The organism is Microbacterium sp. ISL-103 (genome assembly GCF_018613995.1).
Classification (GTDB): domain Bacteria; phylum Actinomycetota; class Actinomycetes; order Actinomycetales; family Microbacteriaceae; genus Microbacterium.
On the sequence record NZ_JAGGPD010000040.1, the window covers coordinates 1 to 10,211 of the forward strand.

Annotated in this window: 15 protein-coding genes; 11 read left to right on the plus strand and 4 right to left on the minus strand. The window is 68.5% G+C overall.

Annotation, left to right across the window (positions count from 1 at the left end; translation table 11 throughout):
- From J7E68_RS01920 to J7E68_RS01935, 4 genes are all read left to right on the plus strand, one after another.
- A partial coding sequence (locus tag J7E68_RS01920; protein ID WP_215169355.1) for a glycosyltransferase occupies positions 1–1,255 on the plus strand: 1,255 nt, incomplete at its 5' end.
- A 32-nt stretch (positions 1,256–1,287) separates the two neighbouring features.
- Positions 1,288–1,662: a DCC1-like thiol-disulfide oxidoreductase family protein gene (locus tag J7E68_RS01925; protein WP_215169357.1), complete on the plus strand. Its 375-nt coding sequence runs from the start codon at positions 1,288–1,290 to the stop codon at positions 1,660–1,662.
- Positions 1,663–1,812: 150 nt separating this feature from the next.
- Positions 1,813–2,151, plus strand: a complete 339-nt coding sequence (locus J7E68_RS01930) for an ATP-dependent DNA ligase (protein WP_215169359.1) — start codon at positions 1,813–1,815, stop codon at positions 2,149–2,151.
- 65 nt (positions 2,152–2,216) lie between these two features.
- Complete coding sequence (locus tag J7E68_RS01935; RefSeq protein WP_215169361.1) at positions 2,217–2,510, plus strand: hypothetical protein; 294 nt, start codon at positions 2,217–2,219, stop codon at positions 2,508–2,510.
- Between the two features lie 29 nt (positions 2,511–2,539).
- On the opposite strand, the gene J7E68_RS01940 is transcribed toward J7E68_RS01935, so the two are convergent.
- Positions 2,540–2,821 (minus strand): hypothetical protein, encoded by a 282-nt coding sequence (locus J7E68_RS01940; RefSeq protein ID WP_215169363.1) that lies wholly within the window; start codon positions 2,819–2,821, stop codon positions 2,540–2,542.
- Between the two features lie 190 nt (positions 2,822–3,011).
- Between J7E68_RS01940 and J7E68_RS01945 the strand changes: the two genes are divergently transcribed.
- On the plus strand, positions 3,012–3,257 hold the full coding sequence (locus J7E68_RS01945) for a hypothetical protein (RefSeq protein WP_215169364.1): 246 nt from the start codon (positions 3,012–3,014) through the stop codon (positions 3,255–3,257).
- 7 nt (positions 3,258–3,264) lie between these two features.
- Here J7E68_RS01945 and dinB read toward each other — a convergent pair whose 3' ends face one another.
- Both dinB and J7E68_RS01955 read right to left on the minus strand, forming a co-directional pair.
- Positions 3,265–4,461: a DNA polymerase IV gene (dinB, locus tag J7E68_RS01950; RefSeq protein ID WP_215169373.1), complete on the minus strand. Its 1,197-nt coding sequence runs from the start codon at positions 4,459–4,461 to the stop codon at positions 3,265–3,267.
- A 49-nt stretch (positions 4,462–4,510) separates the two neighbouring features.
- On the minus strand, positions 4,511–5,173 hold the full coding sequence (locus J7E68_RS01955; RefSeq protein WP_311416039.1) for an ArsR family transcriptional regulator: 663 nt from the start codon (positions 5,171–5,173) through the stop codon (positions 4,511–4,513).
- Between the two features lie 116 nt (positions 5,174–5,289).
- Between J7E68_RS01955 and J7E68_RS01960 the strand changes: the two genes are divergently transcribed.
- The 4 genes from J7E68_RS01960 to J7E68_RS01975 all read left to right on the plus strand — a co-directional run bounded on the left by J7E68_RS01960 (position 5,290) and on the right by J7E68_RS01975 (position 7,508).
- Positions 5,290–5,550, plus strand: coding sequence for a DUF6458 family protein (locus tag J7E68_RS01960; protein WP_215169376.1), 261 nt, complete (start codon positions 5,290–5,292; stop codon positions 5,548–5,550).
- A 7-nt stretch (positions 5,551–5,557) separates the two neighbouring features.
- Positions 5,558–6,250, plus strand: a complete 693-nt coding sequence (locus J7E68_RS01965; protein ID WP_215169378.1) for a phosphatase PAP2 family protein — start codon at positions 5,558–5,560, stop codon at positions 6,248–6,250.
- Entirely contained in the window at positions 6,247–7,059 is an 813-nt protein-coding gene (locus J7E68_RS01970) for a DUF1206 domain-containing protein (protein WP_215169380.1), read from the plus strand. The genes J7E68_RS01965 and J7E68_RS01970 overlap by 4 nt, the downstream gene beginning before the upstream one ends.
- Positions 7,060–7,154: 95 nt before the next feature.
- Positions 7,155–7,508: a hypothetical protein gene (locus J7E68_RS01975; protein ID WP_215169382.1), complete on the plus strand. Its 354-nt coding sequence runs from the start codon at positions 7,155–7,157 to the stop codon at positions 7,506–7,508.
- Positions 7,509–7,521: 13 nt separating this feature from the next.
- Here the strand turns inward: J7E68_RS01975 and J7E68_RS01980 are convergent, their stop codons facing one another.
- The gene (locus J7E68_RS01980; RefSeq protein ID WP_215169387.1) at positions 7,522–8,550 is read right to left on the minus strand and encodes a zinc-dependent alcohol dehydrogenase family protein; all 1,029 of its coding nucleotides are present in this window, start codon (positions 8,548–8,550) and stop codon (positions 7,522–7,524) included.
- Between the two features lie 147 nt (positions 8,551–8,697).
- Between J7E68_RS01980 and J7E68_RS01985 the strand changes: the two genes are divergently transcribed.
- Both J7E68_RS01985 and J7E68_RS01990 read left to right on the plus strand, forming a co-directional pair.
- Complete coding sequence (locus tag J7E68_RS01985) at positions 8,698–9,588, plus strand: helix-turn-helix transcriptional regulator (RefSeq protein ID WP_215169383.1); 891 nt, start codon at positions 8,698–8,700, stop codon at positions 9,586–9,588.
- A gap of 173 nt (positions 9,589–9,761) precedes the next feature.
- Positions 9,762–10,211: MFS transporter (locus J7E68_RS01990; RefSeq protein ID WP_251048532.1), on the plus strand; the 450-nt coding region annotated here is incomplete at its 3' end.

Sequence of the window (10,211 nt, forward strand, 5' to 3'; positions counted from 1 at the left end):
CGGAGTCGACCCCGAGGTGCTCCCGACGGTGTCGGTGAGCGTCGCCCACTACGAGCAGCCCGGGGAACTCGCCCGCACGCTGGCTGCCCTGTCGATGCAGGACTATCCGCGCGCGCCTCCCGAGATCGTCGTCGCCGACGACGGTTCGGCGGGCGACGTCCACGTGCCCGACGGGGTGATCCTCGCCCGTCAGGAAGACCGGGGCTTCCGCCTGGCGTCCGCCCGCAACCTCGGCGTGCGCGCGAGCAGCGGCGACGTGCTGTGCTTCCTCGATGCCGACACCGCGCCCGAGCCCGGGTACGTCCGCGCCCTCACCCGGCTGCCTGCCCTGCTGCCCGAGGCCGTCACCGTGGGCCGCCGTCGGCACGCCGATTTCTCGGGCCTCGCCCACGACGTGCCCGTGCTCGACGCGGTGGCCGGCCGTGAGCTGCCCGAACCGCCCTGGCTCGCCGATGAGTATGCGCGCAGCCGCGATCTGCGAGACGCCGACGACCGCTCCTACCGGTTCGCGATCGGCGCGGTCGTCGCATGCTCGCGCAGGCTGTTCGACGAGGTCGGCGGGTTCGACGAGTCCTTCTCGACCTATGGCGGGGAGGACTGGGAGTGGGCGCACCGCATGTGGCAGGCGGGCGCCGTGCTCGCTCACGTGTCGACAGCCGTGGCATGGCACGACGGGCCCGACTGGGTCGGGCGCGGCGATGCGGCGCTCGACCGCGCGAACGCCCAGACCATGCGGCTGCTGTCATCGATTCCCGTCGCAGGTTCCGCCCCGCGTGGCCTCCTGTCGCAGGAGCCCGACCTCGTCGTGTGGATCCGCGGATCGCACACTCCCGAGGCTCTGTTCGTCGCCGTCGATTCGATCGTCGCCGCCTTTCCCCAGGCGCGGGTGATCGTGGATGACGGAGCGGTCGGCCTCGTCGACGACCCGCGCATCGTGGTCGGCGGAGACCCGCCGGATGCCCGTGTGACCTGGGAGATCGAGCGGCCCGTCGTCGTTCTCGACCCGGCCGTGCTCGCAGAGAGCATTGCGAGCCTCGGCGCGGGCGATGTAGGAACCGTCGATCTCGTCGATGTCGACGGTGCGTCGCTGGGGGTGGTGCGTTCGCGGCGCGCGATTCGTCGAGCCCGACGATGGGGCACCGACGAGGGGTTCGAGACTCGGCGAGTCGTCGCAACGGGCATCCATCGTCTGCGTGCCACGCCTCGGGTGTCGGCCTGGCTCGGCGGCTGGGGTGGCAGGGACGAGTTCTGCTGAGGCTGACCAGCACGAGGCGTAGGGTCGATGGCATGCGCCCCCGACCCCTGCTCGTCTACGACGGCGACTGCGCGTTCTGCACCACCTGGGTGCAGCGACTCGAGCGCTGGCTGGGCAGGTTTCCCGAGGCCCAGCCGTGGCAGTGGCTCGACCTCGATGAGCTCGGATTGAGCTCCGCAGACGTCACCCACTACGTCTGGCTGCTGGTCGGAGATCGCAGATTCCGGGGTCATGAGGCCTTCGCCGCCCTGCTGCGGATGCAGCGTTCGCAGGCTCTGCGGTTCGTCGGTCAGCTGCTCGTGACGCCTCCGTTCTCCTGGGCTGCGGCGCTCGGATACTCGCTGATCGCCCGTTTCCGGCATCGGCTTCCGGGTGGCACGCCCGCGTGTGCGTTGCCTCGAAGCTGAGTACACGACGATGCACTGCAGGCCGAGCACGCGGTTGTCAATACCCTGCGCCGGACGGCACCTGTTTCCTAGGCTGTCAGGACGTCCCCCTCGCGCTGCGCCGCTGGCACCCCGCGACCGCCGTCGAGGACGAAGCGTATGAGGAGCATGATGGGCAGGTTCGTTTATGAAGGCACGACCCGGATCGACATCGAAGACCGTGCTCTGACGCACCTGCAACTCGTGATCACCGCGAAGCTGCGTCGTGGCGAGGCGTTCAACTTCAGCTGGCGCGAGGACCAGAGCATCGGAGGAGGCCGCACGACGGTGTGGCTCCACCCCGGCTCGTCCCTGGTCTATCGATTTCTCGGCAGCCGGCAGCCGTCGATCAACCGACGCTGGATCGACGCGCTCGCCTACACCGCGAACGCGCCCTCGGGGCTCTACCTCGTGTCGGAACCGACCGAGATGTCAGCGGGCGAGAAGCACGGCGTGCCCGCAGACCTCTGAGCCCGTCGCCGGACGTGGCGGGCCTCGTGCCCGAGGAGTCAGGGAGGACGCGTACAGTTCTCATCATGGGAACACTGGAGTACAACAGTTCGCGGCCTGCGATCGAGATCGAAGACGCGACTCTGGCGCACCTGAAGATCGTGATCGGAACGAAGCTGCGTCGCAACGAGAGCTTCATGATGACCTGGCTGCCGAAGCCTGACGGATCGTCGGGCCGCCAGACCATCTGGGTGCATCCGAGCATCCCGCTGCACCTCGAGTTCGATGAGCCGACGATGCCGCCGATCGACGCCAAGCGGGTCGCTCACATGATGGATCAGTTGAACTCGCGCGGCGAGCTCGTGCTCGATCAGCTCTAGAGCAGCCCCCGTCGGGCAGCTGCGAGAGGTCAGAGCACGTCGTAGTATCCGCCGAAGGGAAAGTCGACGTCTCCCGTGTCGCGCTCGTCGAAGAGCACCGTCGCCACATGCGTGGAAACCCGCGAGTGCGGAGTGATCAGGATGCTCACCTGGCGATTGCCGACGACCACGAAGTCGACGAAGGTGCCCGCGGTCTTAACCGCGTCTTCGATGCGGTGTTTCAGCCTCGCGAGGTCCTGATCCTGAGCGAGCAGGTAGGTCACCCCGTCGGCCACGATCGCCGTCTGCACCATCGTCTTCTGTTCCGCCATGCATTCCACACTAAAACGCGCGGCGAAAACCGCCAAAGCCGCGCTATCAGCCATTCGGCCTGCGGGCAAGGGGCGCACGGATCCGTGGGAACTGCTTTAGAACGGAACCATGCAGGCGATCGTGTAGGGCGGAGAAGAGTTTCTGACAGGAGACGAGATCGCTGACGCGCTGCTTTCCTACGGGCGTGCATTGGGAGACGAGGGGCGCGCTGAACTCGTCGAGATTCCGGTGCGCGAGCAGGACGGAGCGATCGTCGCAGCCACGTTCTTGATCGGTCCCGCCAGCCAGATCGTGGCGAAGGTGGTGCTCGACGCCGGCTCAGAGCTCGAGGACGCCGAGCTGGTCGAGCGGTTGCGAGCCCTGACGCGAGGCGTCGAGTCTCCGGAGGGCGGCGCGCTCGAGATGCCCGACACCGAGACGTATCACCTCGACTGAGACGTGCTCACTCGTGCTCGGGCAGGATCGGGCTCGACCATCCGAGATCGCGGCCCATCTGCGCTGCGCGCGAGACGGATGCCGCCCCGAATCGATCGTGCAGAGTGTCCAGCACCGAGTCGAGCCGCTCGTCATCGCCCCAGTCGATCGGCAGCTCGGGCTGCGTGCTGTCAGAGCTGTCGAGGTGCGACAGTGAAAGCCCGATCAGGGTGATGCCGCGCTCGGCGATCTCGGGGCCGGCGGCTGTGAGCAGTGTGCGAGCGACCGAGAGCAGGATCGCCGTGCGATCGGTGGGGGAGCCCAGGGTGCGCGACCGGGTCGCCTTCGCGAAGTCACCGAAGCGCAGGCGCAGCACCACCGAGCGGCAGACCCGGTCTCCTTCGCGCAGCCGCCGAGCGAGTCGGTCGACGATCTGCGTCAGGATCAGGTCGAGCTCGTCGGCCGATCGCGCCTGACGGCCGAGAGCGCGCTGCGAGCCGATCGAGCGGTGGCGCCGGGTCGTGTCGACCGGGCGCGGGTCTCGCAGGCGAGCGAGAGCATGCAGGTGGGCGCCGACGGCCGTGCCCAGCATGCGCTCGGCCGTGGCCGCCTCGAGTTCGGCCAGCTGGCCGACGGTGCGGATGCCGTAGCGCTGCAGCTTCTCGGCGGTGACCGCGCCGACACCCCACAGGCGCTCGACCGGCAGGGGAAGCAGGAATTCCTCTTCTCGTTCCGGCTCGACCACGAGCAGCCCGTCGGGCTTGCTGACGGCGCTCGCCACCTTGGCGAGGAACTTCGTGCGAGCGACGCCGACGGAGATCGCCAAGCCGACCTCGGCGCGCACCCGCTCGCGCAGCCGGATCGCGACCTCTTCGGGGGTGCCGACGATGCGTCGCAGTCCACCGACCTCGAGGAACGCCTCGTCTATCGAGAGCCCTTCGACGAGCGGCGTCGTGTCGCGGAAGATCGCGAACACGTCTGCGCTGGCCGCTGAGTAGGCGTCCATGCGCGGGGGCACGACGACGGCATCCGGGCAGATCTGCAGGGCCTGTCGACCGCCCATCGCCGTGCGCACTCCGCGAGCCTTGGCCTCGTAGCTCGCGGCCAGCACGACGCCGCCGCCCACGATGACCGGCCTGCCGCGCAGCTCCGGCGCATCACGCTGTTCGACCGAGGCGTAGAAGGCGTCGAGGTCGGCGTGCAGCACTGTGGCTTCGCCCCGCATCCCGTCCTCCCCTCGACGTGCAGATCGTCGCACGTGCCGGGGACATCGCTCAGGCGGCGATGAGGCGGGATGACAGAGCGCGGATCCGCTGGCAGAGGACGTCGAAGGCCGTGTCGAACGCGGCGGCAGTGCCGATCCGGGCGGGGTCGCGCACCGACCAGTGCAGGTCGTCGGGCGTGATCAGGCGTTCGTGCGCGTCGTCGCAGACCGTGATCACCAGGTCCTCGTCGGCGCGCACCTCGTCGACGTGACGCGGCGGTCGGTCGTGGTCGATGACGAGCCCGTGCCGCTCGGCTGCCGCCAGAGCTTCGGGGTTGACGGCCGAGGCGGGCTGAGTGCCTGCCGAGGCGACGTCTATCGTGCTCACGTCGCGCCAGATGACCTCGGCGAGCTGCGATCGCGCGGAGTTCGCCGTGCAGACGAACAGCACCCGCCGCGGGGGAGTGACGCTGGGCGGCGCGAGCGTGTCGAAGACCTCGGGGCGGAGGCCGATGTAGCTGCGTCTGCGGTCGAACTCCGAGCGGGTGCGCGTGATGATCCGAGACGACTCGAGCACGCCGAGATGGTGCGCGATCAGATTCGAGCGCAGATCGAGCGCGGTGCCGATCTCCGACGACGAGAGGTCTCCGAGCGTGAGCAGGTCGACGATGCGCAGGCGCGTCTGATCGGCGAGGGCGGCGAAGATCGCCGCGCGGCGCTCGAGATCAGTCATCATCCCCATCCATATCACGGGATGCGGGATGTGTCCACGGGTATTGACTCAATCCGCGCTGACCATATTCTGGTCGTCGCGAGACCGCGGACGCGGCCTCGGAGAGGAATGGACATATGGGTATCGGAAGCGGCATCGCGCTCTTCGTCATCGGAGCGATCCTCGTCTTCGCACTCAACATCGACACCGGCGGCTACGTCGATCTCGATCTGATCGGCTACATCCTCATGGGCGCCGGAGTCGTCGTCTTCCTGATCAGTCTCATTCTCGTGATGCGCAGCCGTCGCACCGAGACCGTCGACCGCACCGCCGTCGATCCTGCGACCGGCGAGCGAGTGACCCGTCGCAGCATCCGCAACAACGAACCCCTCGCCTGATGTCGGCGTGACCGAGGTCACGCGCGGCACCGGCGCGGTCGTCGTCGGTGTCGCTGCGACCCTGGCGTTCGTCGTGCTCCGGGCCGTCGTCGCTTTCGGCGGACACGAGCCGCTGGCCGTCGACGTCTGGTGGCACGATCTCATGGTCGCGCTCAGCAGTGACGTCTGGATCGTGGTCGCGTGGGTCCCCGCCGTCGTCGGCGGCACCGTCGGCATGATCGTCGTCGGAGCGCTCCTGATCCTCGCCTTCCTGTGGCGAGGCAGGCGGTGGGATGCGGCGACCCTGGCGATCGCGATGGTCGCCGTCGTCGCGATCGGCGCGACCATGGCGGCGGTGATCGGCCGGACACGCCCCACCGACTCGCTCGCAGAGAGCGTCGCGACCTCGTTCCCCTCGGGGCACACCGCGGTCGCGACGACGGTGGTGGTGGTCCTCGGCCTCCTGCTGCGCCGCTGGTACATCTGGGTGCTGGGCGCCGCCTGGGTCATCGTCATGATGTGGAGTCGCACCTACCTGCATGCCCACTGGCTCAGCGACGTGGTCGCCGGGATGCTCGAGGGGATCGCCGTCGCGACGGTCGTCTGGGCATGCGTCACGGCAGTCCGAGCGCGTCGCCTCGCTCGCACTCGAAGCAGCGCGGCCACCCGTGAAGAACCTCCTGTCCTCGAAGCACCGATCGAAAGCACCTCGAACCCATGAACACCCAGAATTCCGCCGCCTCCACCGCGAGAGCCGCGCAGGACTCGAAGTCCTTCCGCATCCTGGCCCGTGTCGGCTACGTCGTGCTCGGCATCCTGCACATCCTCATCGGCGCGATCGCGATCTCGATCGCGACCGGCGGAGGCGGCGAGAACGCCGACCAGGGCGGGGCGATGCAGAAGATCCAGCAGTCGCCGGCGGGAGTCTTCCTGCTGTGGCTGATCGTGCTCGGACTGCTCGCGCTCGCGATCTGGCAGATCGCCGAGGCCGTGGTGGAGCGTGATCCCGATTCGAAGAAGAAGTGGGCGCATCGGGCGAAGTTCCTGGGCACCGCTGCCGCGTACCTCGCGATCGGCGCGACCGCGCTGGTCTATGCGCTGGGCGGTCAGTCGCAGTCGTCCGAGTCCTCGCAGTCGTTCAGCGCGAAGCTGCTGGCGGTGCCCGCTGGCGTCGTGCTGCTCGTGCTGGTGGGCGTGGGAGTGGCCGTGATCGGTGCCGCCTTCATCGTGCGGGGCATCACGCAGGCCTTCATGAAGAACCTCTCGGCTCCCGGAGGCACGGCGCGCTCGGGAATCGTGGCCTTCGGAACCGCCGGCTACATCGCCAAGGGCATCGCGGTGGGTGTCGCCGGAGTGCTGTTCGTGATCGCTGCGCTCACTCACGACCCCGAGACCGCGGGCGGCCTGGATTCCGCTCTGCGCACTCTGGCGGGGCTTCCGTTCGGCGCGATCATCCTCTGGGTCGTCGGTGCCGGCCTCGCCCTCTACGGGCTGTTCTGCTTCGCTCGTGCCCGCTACGCCCGGATGTGAGCCGACGCTCGACTCGCATCCGGCCGCATCTATCGAACCGCATCCGACCGCGCAACCCTCGGTGGGCAATCCGTGGATCCGACCATGATGGATGCATGAAGATCGTCTCCTACGCAGGCCAACAGCTGGTCACCACCGACGACGTGGCGGACTCGCTCGTCACCCTCCCCGCAGCCGTCGCCAAGGAGGGCGAGGCCGATGCGGTCGAGATCCCCATCCTCGTCGGCGGCCGCGAGGACTGCGCCGATCTGGTGATCGGGGTGGGGAACGACCTGCTGGTCGGGCCGCACGAGTTCCACGACCCCGAGCCAGACTTCAGCGAGCACGCCGCGAGGCTGCAGGCACACCGCCTCTATCCCGAGACGGTCGAGACCGACGACGATGGTGCGCACGACTGGCACCTCGACGTCGATCTCGACATCGACAGCTCGACGGCGACTCAGCACTGACCCGCGAGCACTCCTACAGCTCGGTCGTCAGCAGCACCTTCGTGGCACGACGCTCGTCCATCGCCCTGTAACCGTCAGCCGCCTCTTCGATCGGCAGGGTGAGGTCGAACACGATGCCCGGGTCGATCCGGTCGCTCATGATCAGGTCGATCAGCTCGGGCAGGAAGCGGCGCACCGGTGCGGGGCCGCCCAGCAGGCTGACGGTCGAGAAGAAGAGGTCGAGGCCGTCGAGCTCGACGCCATGGCTGACGCCGACATAGCCGACGTGGCCACCGGGACGCGTGGCGTGGATCGCCTGCATCATCGACTCCTGGGTTCCGACCGCTTCGACGGTCGAGTGCGCGCCGTATCCGCCCGTGAGCTCTTTGATCTTCGCGACCCCCGCGTCGCCGCGCTCCTCGACGATGTCGGTCGCACCGAACGTCGTCGCGAGCGCCTGGCGGTCGGCGTGACGCGACATCGCGATGATGCGCTCGGCGCCCAGCTGCTTGGCGGCGAGGATGGCGAGCAGTCCGACGGCCCCGTCTCCGACGACGGCCACGGTCTTGCCGGGACCCGCCTCGGCGGCGACGGCCGCGAACCATCCGGTGCCCAGCACGTCGGATGCGGCGAGCAGGCTGCGGGTCTGGGCGGGGGTCGGGTCGCCCTCGACCTTCACGAGGGTGCCGTCGGCGAGAGGGATGCGCGCATAGTCGGACTGCGTGCCGACGCCGCCCATCATCACCTGGTGGATGCAGCGCGACTGGAACCCGGCCCGGCAGATCTCGCAGGTGTTGTCCGAGGCGACGAAGGACCCGACGACGAAGTCGCCGACCGAGATGTCTCGCACCTCGTCGCCGATCTCCTCGACGACGCCGATGTACTCGTGGCCCATCGCGGTGGGGCCGTTCACCGGCTCGATGCCACGGTAGGGCCAGAGGTCCGACCCGCAGATGCACGCGGCGGTGACGCGGATGATCGCATCGGTGGGCTCGACGATCGTCGGCGTGGGGATGTCGTCGACTCGGACGTCTCCGGGGGCGTGCATGATGACGGCGCGCATGGTCGCGGCGCGCGTGGGCTCTGTGCGCATGATGTCTGTGCTCATGGCGTCCACTCTGCCCCTCTCGGGGCGCGCGAGGGAGTCCCTGTCGAGGGGTGTACTGCGAGAACCTCCCTCGGGGCAGCGCTCGGGGGTAGCGTCCTGAACATGGACAACAGATCCGAGGTGCGCGAGTTCCTGATGACGCGTCGTGCTCGCGTGACGCCCGAGTCGGTCGGGCTCGTGGCAGGGGCGAACCGGCGCGTCGAGGGGCTGCGGCGCAGTGAGGCGGCGGCGCTCGCCGGAGTCAGCGTCGAGTACTACGCCAAGCTCGAGCGCGGCGCGATCGCCGGCGCCTCCGCCGCCGTGCTCGATTCCCTGGCATCCGCCCTGCAGCTCGACGACGCCGAACGTGCTCATCTTCTCGACCTGGCGCGCGCCGCCGACGGCATCCCCTCGAGCGGTCGCTCACGGCGTCGCTCGGTGAAGCCGTCGGTCCCGCGACCCAGCCTGCAGTGGACGCTGTCGGCGATCACCGACGCCATCGCGTTCGTGCGCGACCCGCGGCAGAACCTCGTCGCGGTGAACGAGCTCGGCCGGGCCTTCTATTCCCCCGTGATCGGCGACGGCGGTCGCACGCCGAACCTCGCGCGGTTCCAGTTCCTCGACCCCGCGTCGCGGGATTTCTACCCCGACTGGGATCTGTTCGCCGAGATGTGCGTGGCGATCATGCGTGCCGAGGCGGGCCGCGATCCGCACGACAAGGGCCTGCAGGATCTCGTGGGTGAGCTGTCGACCCGCAGCGACACGTTCCGTCGGCTGTGGGCGGCGCATGACGTGCGCATCCACGGTGCCGGCACGAAGCGCTTCCAGCATCCTGTCGTGGGCGAACTCACCCTCGCCTATGAAGAGCTCGCCCTCACCGCCGAGCCGGGCAACGTGATGCTCGTCTACTCGGCCGAACCGGGATCGCCCTCGGCCGAGCGCCTCGCGCTGCTCGCGTCGTGGTCGATGGAGCATGCGGGGGCAGCCGCGGTGCACGACGAGACCAGCGCATGATGGTTGCCTCGGGTCGATAGTTGCACTTCTGCAACTAAAAGGCGTATAGTTGATTCTTATCAACTTTCTACACAGGAGATTTCACTGTGACTCACGTCTCACCCACTTCCGCAGCTGAGCCCACGCGCTCGCCGCGCGAGGTCTTCACCGCGATCTCCGGGCTCGTCGTCGGCATGTTCGTCGCCGTGCTCTCGGGCACCGTCGTGTCGACCTCGATGCCGGTCATCATCGCCGACCTCGGCGGCACCCAGTCCCAGTACACCTGGGTCATCACGGCCAGCCTTCTGGCCACGGCCGTCTCGACCCCCATCTGGGGCAAGCTCGCCGACCTCGTCGATCGCAAGATCCTCGTGCAGCTCTCGCTCATCATCTTCACCGTCGGCACGGTGATCGCCGGGTTCTCGACCGACACCAACATGCTGATCGCCGTCCGTGTGATCCAGGGCATCGGCGTCGGCGGTCTCATGTCGCTCGTCATGATCGCGGTGGCCCTCATCATCTCGCCGCGTGAGCGCGGCAAGTACATGGGCGTCGTCGGCGGCATCATGGCCCTCGGCACGATCGGCGGCCCGCTGCTCGGCGGACTCCTCACCGACGTCTGGGGCTGGCGCTCCAACTTCTTC

Excerpts from the sequence above, each read along its gene's own strand:
- J7E68_RS01960 (WP_215169376.1), top strand. The coding sequence starts at position 5,290 with ATGGGTATCGGAAGCGGCATCGCGCTCTTCGTCATCGGAGCGATCCTC.
- J7E68_RS01955 (WP_311416039.1), bottom strand. The coding sequence starts at position 5,173 with ATGACTGATCTCGAGCGCCGCGCGGCGATCTTCGCCGCCCTCGCCGAT.
- J7E68_RS01975 (WP_215169382.1), top strand. The coding sequence starts at position 7,155 with ATGAAGATCGTCTCCTACGCAGGCCAACAGCTGGTCACCACCGACGAC.
- J7E68_RS01940 (WP_215169363.1), bottom strand. The coding sequence starts at position 2,821 with ATGGCGGAACAGAAGACGATGGTGCAGACGGCGATCGTGGCCGACGGG.
- J7E68_RS01980 (WP_215169387.1), bottom strand. The coding sequence starts at position 8,550 with ATGCGCGCCGTCATCATGCACGCCCCCGGAGACGTCCGAGTCGACGAC.
- J7E68_RS01970 (WP_215169380.1), top strand. The coding sequence starts at position 6,247 with ATGAACACCCAGAATTCCGCCGCCTCCACCGCGAGAGCCGCGCAGGAC.
- J7E68_RS01985 (WP_215169383.1), top strand. The coding sequence starts at position 8,698 with ATGGACAACAGATCCGAGGTGCGCGAGTTCCTGATGACGCGTCGTGCT.
- J7E68_RS01930 (WP_215169359.1), top strand. The coding sequence starts at position 1,813 with ATGGGCAGGTTCGTTTATGAAGGCACGACCCGGATCGACATCGAAGAC.
- J7E68_RS01935 (WP_215169361.1), top strand. The coding sequence starts at position 2,217 with ATGGGAACACTGGAGTACAACAGTTCGCGGCCTGCGATCGAGATCGAA.
- dinB (WP_215169373.1), bottom strand. The coding sequence starts at position 4,461 with ATGCGGGGCGAAGCCACAGTGCTGCACGCCGACCTCGACGCCTTCTAC.
- J7E68_RS01925 (WP_215169357.1), top strand. The coding sequence starts at position 1,288 with ATGCGCCCCCGACCCCTGCTCGTCTACGACGGCGACTGCGCGTTCTGC.